Below are 21165 nucleotides of genomic sequence, written 5' to 3' on the forward strand. Positions count from 1 at the left end.
CCCCTGATGAAGTTTCGAACGATTCTGACACTGATCACGGCCGCTTTCGCCTGTTCGGTGCAGGCCCAGGCGCGCCCCGCCGCCCCGGCCGGCGACGAGGTCCTCCTGGAGATGCAGCAGGCCTTCCGCCAGAACCGCGCAAGCCGCCTCGTCGAACTGCTGCCGCAGGCCCGCGGCCACGTGCTCGAACCCTGGGCCGCCTACTGGGAGCTGCGCGCCCGCCTGGACACGGCGCAGCCGCAGGAGATCCGCGACTTCCTCGCCCGCTGGGCCGGCACCTACCAGGAAGACCGCCTGCGCAACGACTGGCTGCTGCTGCTCGGACAGCGGCGCGACTGGTCCACCTTCGCCGACGAGCTCCCTCGCTTTCGCATGAACGACGACGGCCAGGTGCGCTGCTACGCCCTGCTGGTGCAGCAGCTTCGCCAGGGCGCCACGCCGGAGCTGGTGGACGAGGTGCGCCGTCGCTGGCACGCGCAGCGCGACGCCGACGATGCCTGCACCACCGCCGCACGCGACCTCTTCAGCGAAAGCCGGCGTGACGGTCCCCGCATCACGCCCCTGGACGCCTGGCAGAAGGCGCGGCTGGCCGTGGACGCCAACCGCCTGCAGGCGGCCGCCGCGGCCCTGGAGATCGTCGCGCCCGATTCCGTGGGACTGCTGCGGCAGCTCCATGCCAACCCGGCGCGCTTCCTGGGCGGCAAGGTCGTCGCCGTCACGCGCAAGAACAAGGAGCTGGTGGTCCTGGCCCTGATCCGGCAGGCCAACACCGACGTCGATGCCGCGGCCCGCGCCCTGGACGCCAAGTGGGAGCCCATGCTGACCGCGGAGGAGCGCGACTGGCTGTGGGGCCAGTTCGGCAAGGAGGCCGCGCAGCGCCTGTCCTCCGACGCGCTGGGCTATTACGCCAAGGTCGGGCGCGATGCGCACCTCACCGACGACATGCTCGCCTGGAAGGTGCGCGCCGCCCTGCGCGCAGCGCGCGGTCCGCAGTGGAAGCAGGTGCAGGAGGCCATCGACGCCATGAACCCGCGCCTGCAGCGTGACAGCACCTGGATCTACTGGCGCGCCCGGGCCCTGATGGCCGGCCGGCGCGACGAGGACCAGGCGGCGGGCCGCCTGCTGCTGCAGTCCATCGCCTCGCCGCGCGGCTTCTACGAGCAGCTCGCGATGGAGGAACTGGGCATGGGCATCACGCCGCCCGCGGCGCCCGCGCCGCTCACGGATGCGGAACGCGAGGCCGCGCGCCGCAATCCGGGGCTGCAGCGCGGGCTGGCGGCCATCGCGCTGGGCCTGCGCTCGGAAGGCGTGCGCGAATGGAACTACACCGTGGCCCTGCACACGCCCGGCGGCATGGACGACCGCGCCTTGCTGGCGGCCGCGCAGCTCGCCTGCGAGCGCGAGGTCTGGGACCGCTGCATCAACACCAGCGAGCGCACCGACGGCGTCTTCGACGCGGCGCAGCGCTTTCCCATGCCCTTCCGCGACGCCGTGGTCAAGCGCGCCGGCGAGATCGGCCTGGACCCGGCCTACGTGTACGGCCTCATCCGCCAGGAAAGCCGCTTCATCATGAATGCCCAGTCGCACGTGGGGGCGTCGGGCCTGATGCAGGTCATGCCGGCCACCGCCCGCTGGACCGCGCGCAAGCTGGGCATGAACGGCTTCAGGCCCGAGCAGATCAACGAGCGGGACACCAACATCGCCATCGGCACCGGCTACCTGAAGCTGGTGCTGGACGATTTCAGCGGCTCCTTGCCGCTGGCCGCGGCGGCCTACAACGCCGGTCCCAACCGCCCCCGTGCCTGGCGCAACGGCCCGGTGATGGAGGCGGCCGCCTGGGCCGAGAACGTTCCCTTCCACGAGACGCGCGACTACGTCAAGAAGGTGCTGGCCAACACCACCCTGTACGCCGCGATCCTCAGTGGCCAGCCGCAGTCCATCAAGACACGGCTGGGAGAGGTCGGCCCGCGCGAGCCAGCGCAGGCGCAGCCCAACGCGGACCTTCCCTGAACCGGCATGGACACCTGGGGCCGCGTCCTCGACACGATTGCCGCCGAGTTCTCGGACCTGCGCGAGATCGAGGACCTCACCCGCGTGCTGGTGCGCCTGGGCGTGGCGGCCGTGCTGGGGGCCCTGCTCGGCTTCGAGCGCGAGCGGGCGCACAAGGCGGCGGGGCTGCGCACGCACATCCTGGTGTCCATGGGCGCGGCGCTCTTCGTGTTGATGGCCGTGCGCTCCAACTTCGATCCCGAGCCCCTGTCGCGCGTGATCCAGGGGGTGGCCGCCGGCATCGGCTTCCTGTGTGCCGGTGCGATCCTCAAGTCCGAAAGCTCGGAGCAGGTGCGGGGGCTCACCACCTCGGCGGGCTTGTGGATGACCACCGCCATTGGCCTGACCGCCGGCCTGGGCCATGAGCTCCTGGCCGTCGTCGGCGCCTTGCTGGCGCTCGTCGTTCTTCGCCTGGAAGGCCCCGTGCAACGCTGGCTGGGCGGCGGCAGCCCGGGGGAGCGCGGCGACTGACTCGGGCGCTCAGCCCCGCTGCATGCCCCTTCGTACCCCTTCAGGTTGAAGGACAGGGTGGTGGGCGGCACGGCCAGCGACTCGTGCAGCACCCCGGGCGTGAGGCCTTGTGGGCCGGCGCTGACCAGCGCACGGTGTCGTGCCAGACATCAATCGGCGTAGCGGACAGCATCAATGCCGCCCCGTGGAGCCCTAGCATGGACCCTCGGTTCAACGAGAGGGACACCCATGCTCAGGCTCTACATCGGCAACAAGAACTACTCGTCCTGGTCCATGCGCGCAGGCGTGCTGCTGCGCCAGGCCGGCATCGAGTTCGAGGAGGTCATGCTGCGCTTCGACTCCTTCGGCGAAGGCTCCCGCTTCAAGACCGCGCTGGCGCAGGTGAGCCCCGCCCAGACCGTCCCCGTGCTGGTCGACGAGGACTTCGCCGTGTGGGACTCGCTGGCCATCGCCGAGTACGTCGCCGAGCGCTTCCCGGCCAGGCAGCTGTGGCCGCAGGACGGGCGGGCCCGCGCCCGGGCGCGCAGCGTCTGCGCCGAGATGCATTCGGGCTTCTCGGCCCTGCGCCATCACTGCCCCATGAACATCGAAGCCCTGCTGCCGGAAGCGGGCGCGCAGGTCTGGCGCGAGCAGGCGCAGGTGCGCGCGGACATCGCGCGCATCGTCGCCATCTGGACCGAGCTGCTCGCCCAGCACCCGCACGCCGAGGGCATGCTGTTCGGCCGCTTCTCCATCGCCGATGCCTTCTTCGCCCCGGTGTGCATGCGCATCACCACCTACGCGCTGCCGGTGTCCGAGGTGGCGGAGGCCTACATGGCGCGCGTGCGCGCGCTGCCTGCCGTGCGCGCCTGGATCGACGAGGCCCTGGGCGAGCAGGATTTCGTGGCCTTCGACGAGCCGTATCGGACGGGGAGGGGCTAGCCCCCCCTCGCTACACTCCCCCGCATGCAGATCTACGAAGTCGGCGGCGCCGTGCGCGATGCGCTTCTGGGGCTGCCGGTGAACGACCGCGACTGGGTCGTGGTCGGCGCCACGCCCGAGGAGATGATCCAGGCCGGCTTCCTGCCGGTGGGCAAGGACTTCCCGGTCTTCCTGCATCCGCACACGCGCGAGGAGCATGCGCTGGCACGTACCGAGCGCAAGACGGCGCGCGGTTACCACGGCTTCAGCTTCCATGCCGACCCGGGCGTCACCCTGGAGGAGGACCTCGCGCGGCGCGACTTGACCGTCAACGCCATGGCGCGCGGCGACGACGGACGCATCGTCGATCCCTTCGGCGGCCAGCGCGACCTGCAGGCGCGCGTGCTGCGTCACGTGACCGAGGCCTTCCGCGAGGACCCGGTGCGCATCCTGCGCCTGGCCCGCTTCGCCGCGCGCTTCCACGACTTCTCCATCGCGCCGGAGACGTTGTCGCTGATGCGCGGCATGGTGGCCGAAGGCGAGGTCGATGCCCTGGTGCCCGAGCGCGTGTGGCAGGAGCTCGCGCGCGGGCTCATGGAGGAGCGGCCCTCGCGCATGCTGGAGGTGCTGCGCGAGTGCGGTGCGCTGGCGCGCCTGCTGCCGGAGGTGGACCGCCTCTGGGGCGTGCCGCAGCGCGCCGAGTACCACCCGGAGGTGGACACCGGCGCGCACCTGCTGCTGGTGCTGGACATGAGCGCGCGCCTGGCGGCGCCGCTGGCCGTGCGCTTCGCCTGCCTGGTGCACGACCTGGGCAAGGGCACCACGCCGGCCGAGGTGCTGCCGCGTCACCTGGGGCACGAGGAGCGCAGCGTGAAGTTGTTGCGCGAGGTGGCCTCGCGCCTGCGCGTTCCGACCGACTGCCGCGAGCTGGCCGAGGTGGTGGCGCGCGAACACGGCAACATCCACCGCAGCGAGGAGTTCGGTGCCGCGGCGCTGGTGCGCCTTCTCGCGCGCTGCGACGCCTTCCGCAAGCCCGAGCGCTTCGACGAGGTGCTGCTCGCCTGCGAATGCGATGCCCGCGGCCGCCTGGGTTTCGAGGAGCGGCCCTATCCTGCGCGCGAACGCCTGTCGCGTGCCCTCGCCGCCGCGCAGTCGGTGGACACCCGCACGCTGGCCGCGCAGGCCGAAGCGGCCGGAGCCCGCGGGCCGGCCATCGGCGAATGGGTGCAGCGCGCCCGCATCGCGGCAGTGCAAGCTGCCGCGCTCTGAGGACCCGGCCGATCAGCCGACCAGGGCGAGCGCCCCGAAATCCCCCGTGCGCCGGCCCAGGCCCGCGGGCACCAGTTCGCAGCCTTCGGTCATGGAGGGCAGGTGGCTGTGCAGCTCGGTGGACAGGCGCGGCAGCAGCAGCGCCTGGTTCATCAGGAACACCGGGCCGCCGAGGCTGATGCGCTGCAGGTCCAGGATGGCCGTGATGTCGTAGAGGGCGCGGCCCATCACGCGGCACAGCTCGTCCACCATCGCCAGGGCCTTCGCGTCGCCCTGTGCTGCGCGGGCGAACAAGGCGGCGGCCGGCTCGCCCAGGCGGCGCTCCAGGGAATTGCCGCCCACCAGCGCCTCCAGGTCGCCCACGTTGCCGCAGCCGCAGACGACCTGGTCGTTGTCCGAGACGAAGGCATGGCCCAGGTGGCCGGCATTGCCGTTCTTGCCCCGCAGCACCTTGCCGCCGACGCACAGGCCGCAGCCCACGCCCGTGCTCCAGGTGACGTAGGCGCAGTGCTCCACGCCCTGCAGCGCGCCCCAGAGGCGCTCGGCTTCCAGGGCGGCGACGGCGTCGTTCTCGACCCGCACGCGGGTGAAGCGCCGGCGCAGCGGCGCCTCGATGGGCGCGGTGCGCCAGTCGTTGGGCAGCTGGCGGCCCGAGCCGGGCAGGCCGCCGCAGATGTTGGGCGTGGCCAGTTCGATGCAGTCGCCGCGCATGACGAAGGGGCCGGGCGCGGCGACGCCGACCGCCTGCACCACGGCGGGGTCCACGCGCAGTTCGGCGCAGGCTTCATCCACCATGCGGATGCACTGCAGCGCCACGGCCTCGGGCGGGCCGCTGTGCGCGGTGGGCTCGTGGCGGGTCGCCAGCAGCTCCAGGGGCCGCGCGGCGTCGTTCAGGCTCACGGAGACCTTGGTCCCGCCGATGTCGATGCAGGCGCGCATGTCAGAGCATCCGGCTGATGGCCGCGGCCACCATGCTGAGGATGACCGTGGTGGTGAGGGGGATGAACCACTCGCGGCCGAACAGCCGGAAGCGGAAATCGCCCGGCAGGCGGCCCATGCCCAGGCGCTGCAGCAGCGGCGTGAACCAGCTGATCAGCATCAGGGCGAGGAAGATGACGATGACCCAGCGAATCATCGGTCAGAGTGTAGGGGTCCGGTCGCCGGCCCTGAAACCGATTGCATCCCAGAAGGGTCCGCGGTGGAAGGCGATGACCTTGAAGAGTTCGCCCATCTCGTGTTCCGCCACCAGGCGCTGCGCGTCGGCGCGGGCGGCCAGTGGCGCCTGCGCCATGCGCTCGGCGATGCCGCAGTTGATGAGGAAGCGTCCCTGGCTGGTGTAGCCCAGGGTGGCCAGGCCCTGCGCCTGCGCGGCCAGCGCCAGCGCGGTGAAGTTGACGTGCGCCGTGATGTCCTTGTGGCCGACATCCGCGAGCGGGTCGGTGTCCGCGAGGTGGGCGCGGTGGCACATCAGCGTGCCCATGTGGCGCTGCGGGTGGTAGTACTCGGCTTCCGGGAAGCCATAGTCGATGAAGAAGGCCGCGCCGCGCTCCAGCCGGTCGGCCAGCGTGCGCACGAAGGCCTCGGCGTGCGGATGGATCTCGGTCAGGTAGTCGTGCGTGCCGCCGACATCCAGCGAGGGGCGCAGCTCGGTGGGCCGCTCCGCCCAGGCGAAGCGCTCGCCCTTCCACTGCACGCCGCGCTCGTGCCATGCGCCGTCCAGGCGCGCCAGCAGCTTCACGGGCATGGCGTCCAGCACCTCGTTGCCCAGCACGACGCCGGTCATGCGCTCGGGCAGCTCCAGCGCCCATGCCACCCGGTCGCCGAAGGCGGCGAGCGCCTCGCGCTGGCGCTCGCGCAGGCTGGTGGACACCTCGACGATGTGGTAGCGCCGCACGCGCGGGCCCAGCGCCTGCAGCACCTGCCCGGCCAGCGCGCCCGAGCCGGCGCCGAACTCCCACACCTCGTCACAGCCCGTTGCGTCGAGGGCGTCGGCCACGGCCACGGCCAGCGCCTGGCCGAACAGCGGGCTCATCTCCGGCGCGGTCACGAAGTCGCTGCCCGAGGCCGGCATGCGGCCGAACTTGCGGGAGGCATTGGCGTAGTAGCCCAGTCGCGGCGCATACAGCGCCTGGGCCATGAAGCGGTCGAAGGGCAGCCACCCGCCGGCCCGGTCGATGGCCGCGCGCAGCAGCTTCTCCAGGGCGCTCGTTACACTGCTTGTCTTGTTGTCGGAAGTCACCGCCGCATTCTCCCCCGCAATGACCGCTTCCAGCCTGCCCGTGGTCCTCGTCACCGGCGGCGCCCGCCGCCTCGGGCGCGAGATGGCGCTGGGCCTGGCGGCGGCGGGCTGGCAGGTGGCGGTGCATTACCGCGCCTCGGCCGAGGAGGCCCGGCGCACGGTGTCGGACTGCGCGGCACAGGGGCGGGCCGAGGCGGTGTTCGAGGCCTTCCCGGCCGACCTCGCCGACGAAGCCGCGGCGCGCGCACTGGTGCCGCAGGTGGTCCAGCGCTTCGGCCGGCTCGATGCCGTCGTCAACAGCGCCTCGCTCTTCGAGCATGACGAGGTCGCCTCCTTCGGCTACGCCGGCCTGCAGGCGCACATGGCGACCAACACCGGCGCACCGGTGGTGCTGGCGCAGGCGCTGCACGCGCACCTGCAGCAGCGTGGCGGCGAGGGCGTGGTGGTCAACCTGCTGGACCAGAAACTCTGGAACCTCAATCCCGACTTCCTGAGCTACACGCTCTCCAAGGCCGCCCTGGAAGCGGCCACCTCCGTACTGGCCATGGCGCTGGCGCCCCGGCTGCGCGTGGTGGGCGTGGCGCCCGGACTCACGCTGACGAGCCACATGCTCTCCGACGAGAAGTTCCAGCAGCTGCACCGCCTCTCGCCGCTGGGCCGCTCGTCCACCGCGGCCGACGTGGTGTCGGCGGTGCGCTTCGCGCTGGAGAACAAGTCCATCACCGGCACCACGCTGCTGGTCGACGGCGGCCAGCACCTCATGAAGTTCGAGCGCGACTTCTCGCTGATGTGAAGGCGCCATGACCAAGGCCGGCACCCAGATCCTCACGCTCACCGGGCTGCGCTTCGACGCCAACCTGGGCATCCTCGACCACGAGAAGAACGCGCCGCAGCCCATCGCCGTCGATGCCGAACTGAACCTGGGAACCCAGCCCCTGCTGCCGCACGACGACGATATCCTGCACGTGCTGGACTACCGCAAGGTGCGCACCATCATCATCGACGAGTGCACCGCCGAGCACGTCAACCTGCTGGAGAGCCTGATCGGCAAGGTGGCGCACCGGCTGATGCAGCTGCCGGGCGTGATCGGCGTGCGCGTGCGCATCGCCAAGCTGGAGATCTTCGACGACTGCGAGGTCGCGATCCGCGTCGAGACCGGGCAGTGGTGAGCGCCACCGCCCGGCCGCTCGGCGTCCTATAGGTCCACGACGAGCCTGCCGCCGGCCGCCTTCGGCCGCGAGCAGCACAGCACCACCTTGTGTTCGCGCTCCTTGCGACTGAGCACGAAGTCGCGGTGCTCCACTTCACCGGAAGCGGGCGCATCGTAGGCGGTGGCGCAGACGCCGCACAGGCCGTCGCTGCACTTGACGTCGATGCGGATGCCGCAGTCGGCCAGCACGTCGGTCGCGCTCCTGTCCGCGGGCACCTGCAGCTCGCGCTGCGAGCGCGCGAGGCGCAGCGTGAAGGGCAGGTTCACCCAGGCGTCCGCCTCGGGCACGCTGAAGTACTCGCGGTGCAGCGCCTCCTCGGGCCAGCCGTGCGCGGCGGCGGCTTCGAAGACGCCATCCATGTAGCGCACCGCGCCGCAGGTGTAGAGGTGTGCGCCCTCGGGGTAGTCGGGGATCAGCGCCGCAAGCTGGGCGCGCTGGCCCTCGTCCTTGAAGTGGTAGTGCACGCGCTCGCGCCAGGGCGCTTCGGCCAGGTCCTTCAGGAAGCCGGCGCTCTTGCGGCTCGCGGCGCTGTAGTGGAAGACGAAGGGCTTGCCCAGGGCGTGCAGGCGGTGCGCCATGGCCAGCATGGGCGTCACGCCGATGCCGCCGGCGAAGAGCAGCGACAGCGTGGCGTCCTCGTGCAGCGGGAAGTGGTTGGCCGGGCGCGAGACGAACACGCGCCGCCCCTCGCGAAAGGCCCGGTGCATGAGCGCCGAGCCGCCGCGCCCGCCGGTCTCGGGCGGCTCGCGCAGCACGCCCAGCACGTAGCGGCTGCGGTCGGCCGGGTCCCCGGCGAGGCTGTAGGCGCGCTGGAATTCCGGGGCGATCACCACGTCCACGTGCGCGCCGGCTTCGAAGGCGGGCAGTTCGCCGCCATCCGCCGAGGCGAATTCGTAGCGCGCCAGGCCCTCGGCCATTTCCTCGCGGCGTTTCAGCACCACCGGGAAGACCGGCGCCTCGCCCTCGGGCATCTTGAACGGGGGAGCGAGCTGCGCGGTGTCACCGGCCGCGACGCGGGCCTGGTACTGCTCGGGCGTGAGCAGGCTGCGGTAGCGCGCGATGCCCTCCTCGCGGTCCACGGGGAACACGACGGGGTAGGGCGGCGGCATGCGGTCGGCCGGATAGACGGCCAGGGTCTGGTCCTCGTAGCGCAGGTCCAGGTCCTTCTGCAGGCCGCGGCGGTTGGTCTGCGCGGCCTGCACGTAGCGGCCGGTCTTCTTGTCCAGCTCGATGTCCCACCACCAGGTCTTGACCGGGTTGATGGTGCCGCGGTCCAGCGCGTCGTCCAGGCGCGCGAGCGCGGGGGCGAGCGAGGGCGCCTTCATCGCCACCTGGCGCCACAGGCCGTCGGCCAGCAGGCCTTCCAGGTTCCAGGGGCAGGTCTTCATGCAGCGGCCGCACATGCCGCCGGCGGCATTGGTGATGCGGTAGCGCGCGCATTTCTCGGCGTCGCTCTTCCAGATCTCGTAGCCGTTGTACATGAGCTTCGGACCGGCGGTGATGGCGCCGGACGGGCACTCGCGGGCGCACTTGTTGCAGCCCTCGCAGAAGCGTTGCAGTCCGAAGTCGATGGGCTTGTCATAGGCCATCGGCATGTCGGTGGTGACCGTGCCGCTTTTCAGGCGCGGGCCAAGGAAGGGGTTGAGGATCACCTCACCGATGCGGCTGACCTCGCCCAGGCCCGAGAGCAGCAGCAGCGGCGGCTGCAGCACGTCGCCGTCCAGCACCGAGTGCACCCGCGCCGAATAGCCCAGGCGGCGGATCTGCTCGGCCAGGATGCCGCCCAGGAGCGAGAAGCGCAGGTAGGCGCGCATGCTCTGGGCCACCGAGATCCAGTCGTCGCCGCTGGCGCCTTCCATGGTCTCGTGGCCCTGGTCGATCAGCAGGTTCACCGCATTGGCGTGATAGGCCGGCAGCGGGTTGCCGCCCGCGTCGTGCGAGTACCAGGCCCATTCGGGCACGCCGCACAGGCCCACGGCATCGACGCCCAGGTAGTTGGCCGCGGCCTTGAGGTTCTCGGCGTTGCGTTTCGCATCCTGCGTGCTGGGCGAGACCGGCCCGCGCGCCTCGCCGAACTGCAGCAGCAGCAGGGCGCCCAGCGCACGGCGCGCGCAGGCCCCGATGGGGCTCTTCATCACGTAGTGCGCGTTGCGCGCGCCGTCCTGCACCGGCTTGCCCAGGTCGCCGAAGAGGGCGCGGGCGAAGAAGTCCGCGCGTTTGGGAAAGCGCGGCACGCGCTCGTGGTCGATGAAGGTGGTGGGTTCGTCGCGGCGCTTGAGGGTCTCGAAGGGATAGGCGCCGTCCTTGAAGTCGCGCGTGGCGTAGGCCTCGCGGTTGAAGGCGTTCTTGAGCGTGCCCTGGCCCAGCCACCAGGCCGGCCCATGGCTGGCCCAGCGGTTCTGGTCGGTGGACAGCGGCTCGTCGGCCGCCATGGCGAAGGTGGTGCTCACGGCGGCCAGGCCGTAGCGCTGGCCGACGTAGGGGTTGCTGCCGTCGGGCAGAGCCAGGCCCGAGGCCACCGCCAGGCGGTTCAGGTCCAGTTCGCTGCAGGTGGCGGTGTGGGCCCGCGCCTCGAAGCCGAGCATGCGCAGGTAGGTGGACAGCAGCACGGCGGTCTGCGCGGCGAGCACTGCCGCGCGGTGGGCCTGCGTGCCGGCGAGCCAGTCGCAGCCGGGCTCGCCGGCGCGCGGATCGCGCGGGTATTCGACCAGCAGCACCACGGCGTGCGTGTGGTGGTCGATGGGGCCGTGGCGCGTGCGGGCGGACTCGATCACGTCGGAAAGGATCATGTCCATGCCGGCGGCGAAGCTCTTGGGCTGGCTGCGTTCCAGTTCCTCGCCCAGGGCGATCACGCGGGGATTGCGCAGCGGCGTGGCGAGCAGCGCCTCGTGCGGCAGCGCGCAGGTGGCCACCATGGAGGCGTCGAAGTAGTAGCCGGCGGCCTTCAGGTGGCGGGCGCGCTCCTGCGGGTCGGCGGGGACTTCGGCCGCCAGCGGATTGCGGCTGCCGTCGCGGACCAGGTCGAACATGGCCATGTAGGGCGCGATCGCGTGCACCAGCGACTCGGCATCGGCCGCGTCGAAGGCCAGGGGCTGCATGGAGGCGACAGCATCGAGCCGGGCGGGCGGGCGCTGGCGGGCGAGACGCTCCAGGGGATAGGGGCCCAGGTGGACCGGGCGGTCGCGATAGGAGAAAAGGCGCATCGGTACTGCTGTTGAAGGCCCCCGGGGCTGCGCGGCCCGCGCGAGGGGCAAACCGGTGATTGTGCCGCCTGCGGCGAGCGCCCTCAGCGCGTGCCGGCCGGCTGCAGGCGCGGGCCGTCCAGGAGGCGATGCACGGTGTCCAGCAGCTCGCTCAGGCTGAAGGGCTTGCGCAGGAAGACTTCGTAATGGATGCCGTAGGTCCGCAGCGCCGATTCAGGGGCGCCGCTCATGAGGACCACGGGCACGTCGCGCCCTCCCGGCAACTCGCGCAGGGCCTGGACCAGCTCGGCGCCATTGAGCAGGGGCATCATGAAGTCCGTGATCAGCAGGTCCGGCATGCCGGCCGACAGCCCGGCCAGGGCCTGCCGGCCGTCCCCGCAGAGCGTCACCTCGTAGCCTTCCTGTGCGAGCACGAGCCCCAGCACCTCGGTGTTGGAGATTTCGTCATCGACCAGGAGAACGCGCTTGCTGCTCACCGAACTACCTTGCAGCGGCTAGGAAGCCAGGCTCGGCGCCTCGACCACGTCCACGCCCTGCGCACCCAGGGCCAGCTCGCGCACGCGCAGGTCGCAGCGCACCAGGCGGCTCTTGCCGACCCACATGTGGCGGCGCACCTGCTGGTCTTCGGTCAGGCGCAGGCGCAGCACGGTGTCCGCCACCGCGGACAAGGTGGTGATCTGCACGGGCAGGACCATCGAGGCCTGCTCCTGCTCCTCCATGGTCAGCACGGTGGTGGCGCCGAGGCGGCGCAGCTCGTTCATGAGGCTGGCGAGGAAAGCCGCGCCGCGCTCGGCGAAACCGGGCGCGGTGAGGAAGGCGCCGAGTCCGTCCACCACCACGCGCTTGGCGCCTTTCGCCGCCACGCCTTCGAGCAGGCGGGTGGCCAGCTCGTCCAGCGAGCTCTCGCCCAGGGCGTTCCAGAGGAAATGCACGGCCGGCGTGTGCAGGGCCGGCGCACCGCGCAGGTTCAGGCGCTGGGCCATGCTGCGCAGCAGCTCGGGCGACTCATAGAAGCTGAACCAGAGCCCGCGCTCCCGCTCGCTGGAGCACGCCGCGAAGTGCAGGGCCAGCGTGGTCTTTCCGCTGCCCGACGGTCCAGCCAGGACTGCCACGCACCCTTGGGGGAAGCCGCCGATGTCCAGCATGCGGTCGATCCCGGCGACGCCGGTGGACACACCCACGGGAACGATGGCCGCACCCGGCGACTGGCGTTTGGCCGCCTCCAGGCGGGGGTAGATGACGATGCCCTGCGGGCCGATCTGGAAGGTGTGGTTGCCGCGCAGGGTCCGGCTGCCGCGGAACTTCACGACCTCGATGTTGCGCTGGCGCACCGGGCCGACGGCCCGGTCGCGCAGCAGCAGGATGCCGTCGACCATGGTCTGTTCGGCCGAGACATGCCGGTCGGCATCGTCGCTCGTGAGCATGAGGACGGTGCAGCCGCTCAGGGTGGCGTAGGCCTGCACGTCCGAGACGAAGATCTTGAGCGACTGCTCGGACTCGGCCGCGCTGGCCGCCAGCAGCAGGCCGTCCAGCACCAGCAGGGTCGCGTGGCGCGCGCGCATCTCGCTGTGCAGCAGCCGCACCACACCCGCCAGGCCCTCGGTGCGCAACGCGTTGAAGGCGCTGACGTAATAGACCCGTTCGGGAATCGCCGCGCCGTCGAAGAACTCGAAGGACTGCATGTGCTGCAGCAGCCGTGCGTGGGATTCGGCCAGCAGGGTGACGTACACCACGTGGCCGCCCGCGGCGGCGTGCCGGTAGGCGATGTGGTTGGCCAGGATGGTCTTGCCGGCCCCGGGCACGCCCTGCAGGATGTAGACGCCCGCTTCCAGGAAGCCGCCGCCGGTGATCTCGTCGAGCCCGCCGATGCCGCTCGAGACGCGCTGCAGCGGGGCCAGATGTCCTGTGCTCATGATGTTCAAGTCCGCCTCTCCTCTGGCGACGCCTGTTCGGGATGCAGGGGCAGCCGGACAACGAATTCCGTTCCGCCCGCCTGCGGGGTGCGCACCTCGATCTCGCCCTGGTGCGCGCGGACCATGCCGGCCGTGATCCACAGCCCCAGGCCGAAACCGCCGCGATCGCGCGAGTGTGGCACCACCCGCTCGAACTTCTCGAAAATTCGCGCCCGCTGTGCCGGGTCGATGCCCGGTCCGCCGTCGGCCACGCTGAACCAGGCTGTGCCGCCGTCCTGCCCGCCCGCGCGCACCCGCACCGGCGAGCCCGCGCCATAGCGAAGTGCGTTGCTGACCAGGTTGGAGAGTATCTCCTCGACCATGCGCTCATCCCAGAGACCGACATGATCGCCCTGCAGCTCGTATTCCAGAAGGGCGCCGTGGAAGGCCGCCTCGTCGGCGTAGGTTTCGACCACCGCCTCGACCACCTCACGCTGGCGCACTGGCGCCCGCACCGGCTCCAGCTCGCCGGAGGCGAGCCGGCTCACGTCCAGCAGCGCGCCGGCGCGGCGCACGTAGCGGTCCACGTTGCGCCGGGCGCGCCCGACCTGCGCGATCAGCCGCGCATCGCCCAGTCGCTGGAGCTCGCGTTCCAGGACGGCCAGCTGCAGGCCCAGCGCATTCAAGGGCGAGCGCAGTTCGTGGGCCGCCACGGCCAGGAACTCGTCGCGGGCGCGAACCGCCGCTTCGGCCTGCGCCAGCCGGGCCGCCGAATCCGCACAGCGGGTGCAATCGGGCGGCTCGGGGAGCGTCATTCGCTGGCCTGTGTTGCTGCGTGGAGCGGCAGGCTGACCAGAAATTCCGCGCCCTGTCCCGGCTCGCTGCGCACGGAAATGCAGCCGCCGTGCGCCTGCACGATCTGCTGGCTGATGTACAGCCCCAGGCCGAGCCCCTGCACCGAGCCCGCCGAGGCGCTGCGCTCGAACTGGCCGAAGATGCGCTCCTGGTCGGCCGGCGCGATGCCCGGCCCCTGGTCCTTGACGCTGACGAGGCTGCGGCCGTCCTGGGCGCGCAGGCTCACGTGCACCGGGCGCCCACCTCCGTAGCGCAGGGCATTGGTCAGCAGGTTGGTGACCACCTGCCCCAGCCGGAGCTCATCGCCCACCATGGGAAGCTCCGGCGGCGCCTGTACGGCCAGCTCCGTGCCGGCACTGCGGGCCTGCTCGCCCATGGCTTCGACCGAGCGGAGGACCAGCCCGGCCAGGTCCATCTTCTCGGGTGTGATCGCCAGTCGGCCAGTGCGGATGCGCGAGACGTCCAGGATGTCGTCGAGCAGTCGGATCATGCTGTGGATCTGCCGCTCGTCGTTCTCCGTCATGGTGCGCAGCGCGGGCACGTCGGGTGGCTTGCCGCCGTCGATGAGGCGCTTGCGCAGCTGGACCTGGAGGTACAGCGTGTTGAGCGGGTTGCGCATCTCGTGCGAGACCATGGACATGAAGTCGTCGCGCATGCGCACGGCGCGCTGCAGCTCGGCATGGGCCTGCACCAGGGCCTGGCGCTGGCGGAACAGGTCCACGAACACGGCCACCTTGCTGCGCACCATGTGGGCGTCCAGCGGCTTGTACAGGAAGTCCACCGCGCCGCTTTCGTAGCCGCGGAAGGCGTAGTTCAGCTCGCGGCCGGCCGCGGTGACGAAGACGATGGGGATCTGGCGCGTGCGCTCGGTGCCCCGCATCAGCTCGGCCAGCTCGAAGCCGTTCATGCCCGGCATCTGCACATCCACCAGCGCGAGCGCGAACTCGTGTTCCAGCATGAGCGACAGCGCCTCGTCGCCCGAGCGCGCCAGGTGGATCTCGCGGCCGTCCGCGCGCAGCAGCGCCTGCAGGGCGACCAGGTTGCCTTCCAGGTCATCGACCAGCAGGATCTTCACGGGCGATGCGGAAGTCGTCATGAGCGCATGAGGGTAGCAAGGAGTTCACGGATGCGGGACAGGGGCAGCACCAGATCGGCGCCGGCGCGGTCCAGGGCGGCCTGCGGCATGGCCGGGTGCTGGGCCTCGGCGGGGTCCTGGACCACGGCCAGGCCGCCGGCCGCGCGCACCCGGGCCAGCCCGCGGGCGCCGTCGTCGTTGGCGCCCGTGAGCAGCAGGGCCAGCAGGGCGGGACCAAAGGCCTCGGCGCAGGAGTCGAAGAGCGCGTCGATGGCCGGGCGCGAGTAGTTGATGGGCGCCTCGCAGCTGAGGGAGAAGCTGCGGTCCGGTTCGACCAGGAGGTGATAGTCGGCCGGGGCGAAGTAGAGCGTGCCGGCAGCCAGCCTTTCGCCCGGACGGGCCTCGGTCACCCGCAGGCGCAGCCGCGCGCCGAAGATCTCGGCCAGCTTGCTGTCGTGCCCGGTTGGCAGGTGCAGCACGCAGACCAGGGGGACGGGCCCGCTGGCGGGCAGGTCCTCCAGTACCGTGAAGAGCGCGTCGATGCCGCCGGCCGAGGCGCCGATGGCCACGCAGCCGAGGCGGCGCCGAGCCAGCGCGGCGGCGATGTCGCTACGGCTGTCGCGGCTCATGGTGCGGCTCCCGGCAGCTTGCGGAAGAGGCGTTCGCGCCTGGCGACCGGCTCGAAGTGGCCGGCCCAGGCCGAGAAGTCCAGCGTCTCCTTGGAGCCCAGGCCGAGGAAGCCGCGGTGCGCCAGCGACTCGTGGAAGAGGCCGATCGCACGGTCCTGGAGCTTGCGGTTGAAGTAGATCAGCACGTTGCGGCAGGAGACCAGGTGCGTCTCGGCGAATACGCTGTCGGTGGCCAGGCTGTGGTCGGCGAAGGTGATGCTCTCGCGCAACTGGCGGTCGAACACGGCGCCGCCGTAGCCGGCCGTGTAGTAGCGCGAGAAGCTCTGCGTGCCGCCGGCGCGCTGGTAGTTCTGGGTGAACAGCTGCATGCTCTCGAGCGGGTAGATGCCCTTGCGGGCGCGCTCCAGCGAGGACTGGTTGATGTCGGTGGCATACACCATGGCGCGGTCCAGCAGGCCTTCCTCGCGCAGCAGGATGGCCAGCGAATACGCTTCCTCCCCGGTGCTGCAGCCGGCCACCCAGACCTTGATGGAGGGATAGGTGCGCAGCACCGGCGCCACCTGCCCCCGCAGCGCCAGGAAGTAGGGAGGGTCGCGGAACATCTCGCTGACCGGCACGGTGAGGTACTGCAGCACCTGCGCGAAGGCGTCCGCGTCGTGCAGCACGCGGTCCTGCAGGGCCGAGATGGTCGGCAAGCCCATCTGTTCGCGGGCATGCTGGACACGCCGGTGCAGCGAGGCCAGCGAGTAGTCGCGGAAGTCATGGCCCCAGCGCAGGTAGATGGCGTCCACCAGCAGGCGCACCTCGATGTCAGTCAGGCTGGGCACGCGTGCTCCGGACGGTCGTGCGACGCTGCGCGAGAGGTCATAGCTTGGGCATCCAGACCCGTATGAGCGAGAACAGGCGCTCCAGTTCGATCGGCTTGGCCAGGTAGTCGCTGGCACCGGCGGCCAGGCACTTGTCCTGGTCGTCGCGCATGGCCTTGGCCGTGATGGCGATGATGGGCAGCTTCTGCCAGCGCGGGCTGCGGCGGATCTCGCGCATGGCGGTGTAGCCGTCCATCTCCGGCATCATGATGTCCATCAGCACCAGGTCGTAGCTTTCGCCGCGGTTCAGTTGCTGCAGCGCTTCGACGCCATTGCGCGCCACGTCCACCTGCGCGCCTTTCTGCTCCAGCGCACTGGACAGGGCGAAGATGTTGCGCACGTCGTCGTCCACCACCAGCAGGCGCCGCCCCTCGAAAGCCTTGTCGCGGTTGCGGGCGGTGCGCAGCATCTTCTGGCGCTCGCTGGACAGGTCGGCTTCCACCTGGTGCAGGAAGAGCGTGACCTCATCGAGCAGCCGCTCCGGCGAGCGCGCGCCCTTGATGATGATGGAGCGCGAGTAGCGCATCAGCTGCGCTTCCTCCTGCCGGTCGAGGTTGCGGCCGGTGTAGACGATCACCGGCGGGAAGGAGCGGCTCTCGCCGCTGGCCATGCGTTCGAGCAGCTGCTGGCCGCTCATGTCGGGCAGCTTGAGGTCGATGATCATGCAGTCGAACACCGCCTCGGACAGCGCCTGCAGCGCTTCGCTGCCCTGCGCCACGGCCGTGATCTCCACGCCTTTTTCGCCGATGAGGCGCGCCACGCTTTCGCGCTGGCGCTGGTCGTCCTCCACCAGCAGCACGCGCTTGAGCTTCTGGCTCAGCTTGGCCTCCAGCCGATCGAACACCTCGTGCAGCTGCTCGCGCGTGGCGGGCTTGAGCGCGTAGCCGACGGCGCCCATCTGCAAGGCCGTCTCGGCGCGGTCCTCGACCGAGAGCACGTGCACGGGGATGTGGCGCGTGCGCGGATCGTCCTTGAGTGCCTGCAGCACCGACAGGCCGCTGCCGTCGGGCAGTCGCATGTCCAGCAGCACCGCCTGGGGCTGGTGCTGCGCCGCCAGCTGCAGGCCCTGCTCGGCGTGGTGGGCGACCAGGCAGCGGTAGCCCAGCTCGTGGGCGAGGTCGTAGAGGATGTGCGCGAACTTCTCGTCGTCCTCCACCACCAGCACGGTGCGGCGCGTGTCGGCGGGCTGCTCGCGGTCGTCCGGGAAGGCCGGTGCGGCATGGATCGCCGTCGCCGGGGGCGCCTTTGGCGCGGGCGGCGTCGGCACCGTCGCGAAGGGCGCGGGCGCCGCGGCGGACAGCGAGGCGGGCGCGTCCTCCCGGGGGCCCTCGTACTGCAGGGGCAGGCGCAGCACGAAGGTGCTGCCCTGGCCGGGCTCGCTGCTGACCGACAGGCTGCCGCCCAGCAGGTGGGCCAGGTCGCGGGAAATGGACAGCCCCAGGCCGGTGCCGCCGTAGCGCCGGCCCACCGTGCCGTCGGCCTGGCGGAAGGCCTCGAAGATCAGGCCCTGCTGGGAGGGCTCGATGCCGATGCCGCTGTCCTGCACCTCGAAGGCGACCTGGCCGTCCTCGCCGCGCACGGTCACGCGCACGCTGCCCTGGTCGGTGAACTTCACGGCGTTGGACAGCAGGTTCTTGAGGATCTGTTCGATGCGCTGGCGGTCGGTCCACAACTGGGCCGGCGCGTCGGGCGCCTGGGTCAGCTCGAACTGCAGCCCCTTGCGCCGCGTGAGCGGCTCGAACATGGCGCGCAGGCCGGAGAGCAGGCCCGCGACGGGGGCGGTTTCGGGCCGTACCTCCAGCTTGCCGGCTTCCACCTTGGCGATGTCGAGCACGTCGTTGATCAGGTTCAGCAGGTCGTTGCCCGAGGAGTAGATCGACTCGGCGAAACGCACCTGCTCCTCGCTCAGGTTGCCCGCCGCGTTGTCGGCCAGCAGGCGCGAGAGGATCAGGGCGCTGTTGAGCGGCGTGCGCAGCTCGTGCGACATGTTGGCGAGGAACTCGGACTTGTAGCGGCTCGCGCGCTGCAGCTCCTCGGCGCGGGCCTGAAGCTGGTCCTGGGCTTCGCGCAGTTCGTCGCGCTGGTCGGCCAGCTGCTCGGTCTGCTCGGACAGGCGCAGGTTGGTCTGCTCCAGCTCGGCCTGCTGGTTCTCCAGGTTGGCCTGCGATTCCTTGAGCGCGCGGGAATGCTCCTCCAGCTCCTCGTTGGCGGTGCGCAGCTCCTCCTGCTGTACCTGCAGTTCCTCGTTGAGTTGCTGCGTCTCCTCCAGCATGTCCTGCAGGCGGCGCCGGGTTCGTGCCGCCTCGATCGAGGCGCCGACGATGCCGCCGGCCACGCGCAGCAGCTCACCGTCGCGCTCGGCCAGCGGCCTCAGGAAGCCGACCTCGAGCACGGCGCTCAGGCGCCCTTCGTGCTCGATGGGTGCGATCAGCACGGAATGCACGGTCGAGTGGCCCAACGCCGAGCTGACGCGCAGGTAGTCCGCGGGCACGGCCTCCAGCGTGAGCTGGCGGCGCTGCGCCGCGCATTCGGCGATCAGGGTGCGCTCGGCGGGGACGCGGGCGGAGGCGGAGTCGAACTCCGGCGACCAGCCCCAGGTGCCGGCCCGCACGAAGCTGCCGTCTTCCTGCGGGATGTACACCACGCCGACGGCGATGCCGAGGTAGCGCGAGAGGAATTCGAGCGCCCCGTGCGCGACGCCGGATAGCGCCTGCTCGCCCGCGAGCCGCTCGCCCAGGCGGGTCTGGCCTTCGCGCAGCCAGGCCTGCGCCTGCAGGACCTCGGCCTGGCGCTGCTGCTCCTGGAAGGCGTGCTCGTAGCTGCCCGAGAGCGCAAGCAGGTCGCGTCGCCCGCGCCAGGCCAGCAGCACGCCAACGCCGAGCATGAACGCCACGAACAGGGTGACCGCCCAGATCGCGTTCCGATTGGCTTCCTGCACGCGTTCCAGACGCAGGCGCCGCTCCAGCGCCACGAATTCGCTGAACTCGTCGCGGATGGCACGCTTGATCTGACGACCCTGGTCGATCTGCGCGCCGCCGCTGTAGCTGCTGTCGCGCCGCTTGAGCTCGACCTGCTCGACGGCGAAGCGGTTCCAGCGCTCCTGCAGCGCCGCAATCTGCTCGAGCCGCTCGCGCTGCGCCGGGTTGCTCGCCACCATCTCGCGCAGTTGGCTGCGCGCGCTGGCCATGCTGGCCAGGGATCGTTCGTAGGGCTCGAGGTAGCGCGCATCGCCGGTGAGCAGGTAGCCGCGCAAACCGGACTCCATGTCGAGGTCCAGGTTCTGCAGGGCATAGGCCCGGGTGATGACCTGGTCGGTGCGTTCGACGACCGAGATCGCGGCCAGGAGGTAGAGAATGAGGCCGACGAACAAGCCGGCGCTCAGCACGCCCAAGGCCAAAGGAAAGGCGACGTTGCGGGTCAGGAGGCGGCGGAAGATGCGCGGGTCGTTCGGCGTCGTTGTCATTGGGTGAGCGGTGCCTGAGCAACAGGGTAGTGTGCCGCAAAGGACAGCTCATCAATTCCCGCGCAACCCGCGGTGCGACAATCCCGGCCATGAGCGCCGTCTGGATCGACCCCCCCACTTCCGCCCCGCGCGACGCCAGGATCGAGCGCGAGACGCACAAGCTGGAAAAGCGCCTGTGCCGCCTCATGGGCCAGGCCATCGCGGACTACAACATGGTCGAAGAGGGCGACCGGGTGATGTGCTGCCTGTCCGGCGGCAAGGACAGCTATGCGATGCTGGACATCCTGCTGAAGCTCCAGCAGCGCGCGCCGGTAAGCTTCGAGGTCGTGGCGGTCAACCTCGACCAGAAGCAGCCGGGCTTTCCGGCACACGTGCTGCCCGAGTACCTGTCCGCACTGGGCATTCCCTTCCACATCGAGAACCAGGACACGTACTCGATCGTCAAGGACAAGATCCCCGAAGGCAAGACCATGTGCAGCCTGTGCTCGCGGCTGCGCCGGGGCATCCTGTACCGCGTCGCCGGCGAGCTGGGCGCCACCAAGATCGCGCTGGGTCACCACCGCGACGACATCCTGCAGACCCTGTTCCTCAACATGTTCTTCGGGGGCAAGCTCAAGGGCATGCCGCCCAAGCTCGTGAGCGACGACGGGCGCAACGTGGTGATCCGGCCGCTGGCCTACGTGGCCGAGAAGGACCTGGTGCGCTGGGCCGCGCACCGCCAGTTCCCCATCATTCCCTGCACCCTCTGCGGCAGCCAGGAGAACCTGCAGCGCAAGCAGGTGGCGGCCATGCTGCAGGACTGGGAGCGCAAGCACCCCGGGCGGCTGGAGAACATGTTCTCTGCTTTACAAAATGTCGTGCCTTCCCATCTGGCCGACACCGCACACTACGATTTCAAGGGCCTCCAACCGACGGGCGTGCCCTGCACGGACGGCGACAAGGCCTTCGATGCCGAGGCTTTCGAGGCGTCGGGGCTGCCGGGCCTGCAGGTCGTGCGCCTCTGAAGCGCCTCCGTCGGGGCGGCTCGCCTCACAGGGAGCCAA

The 21165-nt window shown here is 70.7% G+C and carries 18 protein-coding genes; 7 read left to right on the top strand and 11 right to left on the bottom strand.

Going from position 1 to position 21165, the window contains the following annotated elements; translation table 11 throughout:
* Positions 1–6: 6 nt before the first annotated feature.
* From EZ242_RS10385 to EZ242_RS10405, 4 genes are all read left to right on the top strand, one after another.
* The gene (locus EZ242_RS10385; protein WP_135285097.1) at positions 7–2010 is read left to right on the top strand and encodes a lytic transglycosylase domain-containing protein; all 2004 of its coding nucleotides are present in this window, start codon (positions 7–9) and stop codon (positions 2008–2010) included.
* Positions 2011–2016: 6 nt separating this feature from the next.
* Positions 2017–2520 carry an MgtC/SapB family protein gene (locus EZ242_RS10390; protein WP_135285098.1) on the top strand — a complete coding sequence of 168 codons (504 nt, stop codon included), beginning with the start codon at positions 2017–2019 and terminating at the stop codon, positions 2518–2520.
* Between the two features lie 228 nt (positions 2521–2748).
* Positions 2749–3441, top strand: a complete 693-nt coding sequence (locus tag EZ242_RS10400; protein WP_135285099.1) for a glutathione S-transferase family protein — start codon at positions 2749–2751, stop codon at positions 3439–3441.
* 24 nt (positions 3442–3465) lie between these two features.
* Positions 3466–4689 carry a multifunctional CCA addition/repair protein gene (locus tag EZ242_RS10405; protein WP_135285100.1) on the top strand — a complete coding sequence of 408 codons (1224 nt, stop codon included), beginning with the start codon at positions 3466–3468 and terminating at the stop codon, positions 4687–4689.
* 12 nt (positions 4690–4701) lie between these two features.
* On the opposite strand, the gene EZ242_RS10410 is transcribed toward EZ242_RS10405, so the two are convergent.
* Genes EZ242_RS10410 through EZ242_RS10420 form a run of 3 tightly spaced genes read right to left on the bottom strand, consistent with a single transcriptional unit; the run spans position 4702 to position 6928 of the window.
* The gene (locus tag EZ242_RS10410; protein ID WP_135285101.1) at positions 4702–5628 is read right to left on the bottom strand and encodes an ROK family protein; all 927 of its coding nucleotides are present in this window, start codon (positions 5626–5628) and stop codon (positions 4702–4704) included.
* A gap of 1 nt (position 5629) precedes the next feature.
* Complete coding sequence (locus EZ242_RS10415; protein WP_135285102.1) at positions 5630–5824, bottom strand: DUF2905 domain-containing protein; 195 nt, start codon at positions 5822–5824, stop codon at positions 5630–5632.
* Between the two features lie 3 nt (positions 5825–5827).
* Positions 5828–6928 (bottom strand): class I SAM-dependent methyltransferase, encoded by a 1101-nt coding sequence (locus EZ242_RS10420; protein WP_240787048.1) that lies wholly within the window; start codon positions 6926–6928, stop codon positions 5828–5830.
* Positions 6929–6947: 19 nt separating this feature from the next.
* On the opposite strand from EZ242_RS10420, the gene EZ242_RS10425 reads away from it, so the two are divergent.
* Positions 6948–7721 (top strand): SDR family oxidoreductase, encoded by a 774-nt coding sequence (locus tag EZ242_RS10425; protein ID WP_135285103.1) that lies wholly within the window; start codon positions 6948–6950, stop codon positions 7719–7721.
* Between the two features lie 7 nt (positions 7722–7728).
* Complete coding sequence (locus EZ242_RS10430) at positions 7729–8097, top strand: dihydroneopterin aldolase (protein ID WP_135285104.1); 369 nt, start codon at positions 7729–7731, stop codon at positions 8095–8097.
* Positions 8098–8123: 26 nt separating this feature from the next.
* Here the strand turns inward: EZ242_RS10430 and EZ242_RS10435 are convergent, their stop codons facing one another.
* From EZ242_RS10435 to EZ242_RS10470, 8 genes are all read right to left on the bottom strand, one after another.
* The gene (locus EZ242_RS10435; protein ID WP_135285105.1) at positions 8124–11342 is read right to left on the bottom strand and encodes a 4Fe-4S dicluster domain-containing protein; all 3219 of its coding nucleotides are present in this window, start codon (positions 11340–11342) and stop codon (positions 8124–8126) included.
* A gap of 83 nt (positions 11343–11425) precedes the next feature.
* Positions 11426–11818: a response regulator gene (locus tag EZ242_RS10440; protein WP_167784707.1), complete on the bottom strand. Its 393-nt coding sequence runs from the start codon at positions 11816–11818 to the stop codon at positions 11426–11428.
* An 18-nt stretch (positions 11819–11836) separates the two neighbouring features.
* Complete coding sequence (locus EZ242_RS10445; protein WP_135285107.1) at positions 11837–13255, bottom strand: RAD55 family ATPase; 1419 nt, start codon at positions 13253–13255, stop codon at positions 11837–11839.
* Positions 13256–13260: 5 nt separating this feature from the next.
* A complete protein-coding gene (locus tag EZ242_RS10450) occupies positions 13261–14049 on the bottom strand; it encodes a sensor histidine kinase (protein ID WP_135285108.1) in 789 nt (262 codons plus the stop codon).
* Complete coding sequence (locus tag EZ242_RS10455) at positions 14046–15185, bottom strand: hybrid sensor histidine kinase/response regulator (protein WP_135285109.1); 1140 nt, start codon at positions 15183–15185, stop codon at positions 14046–14048. The genes EZ242_RS10450 and EZ242_RS10455 overlap by 4 nt, the downstream gene beginning before the upstream one ends.
* On the bottom strand, positions 15182–15793 hold the full coding sequence (locus EZ242_RS10460) for a chemotaxis protein CheB (protein WP_135285110.1): 612 nt from the start codon (positions 15791–15793) through the stop codon (positions 15182–15184). The genes EZ242_RS10455 and EZ242_RS10460 overlap by 4 nt, the downstream gene beginning before the upstream one ends.
* The gene (locus tag EZ242_RS10465) at positions 15790–16620 is read right to left on the bottom strand and encodes a CheR family methyltransferase (protein ID WP_135285111.1); all 831 of its coding nucleotides are present in this window, start codon (positions 16618–16620) and stop codon (positions 15790–15792) included. Before EZ242_RS10465 ends, EZ242_RS10460 begins: the two co-directional genes overlap by 4 nt.
* Positions 16621–16657: 37 nt before the next feature.
* Positions 16658–20122, bottom strand: a complete 3465-nt coding sequence (locus EZ242_RS10470; protein WP_135285112.1) for a response regulator — start codon at positions 20120–20122, stop codon at positions 16658–16660.
* An 89-nt stretch (positions 20123–20211) separates the two neighbouring features.
* Here EZ242_RS10470 and ttcA point away from each other — a divergent pair, with 89 nt between their 5' ends.
* Positions 20212–21126, top strand: a complete 915-nt coding sequence (gene ttcA / locus EZ242_RS10475; protein ID WP_135285113.1) for a tRNA 2-thiocytidine(32) synthetase TtcA — start codon at positions 20212–20214, stop codon at positions 21124–21126.
* Positions 21127–21165 lie beyond the last annotated feature (39 nt).

This window comes from Ramlibacter rhizophilus (assembly GCF_004681965.1).
GTDB lineage: Bacteria > Pseudomonadota > Gammaproteobacteria > Burkholderiales > Burkholderiaceae_C > Ramlibacter > Ramlibacter rhizophilus.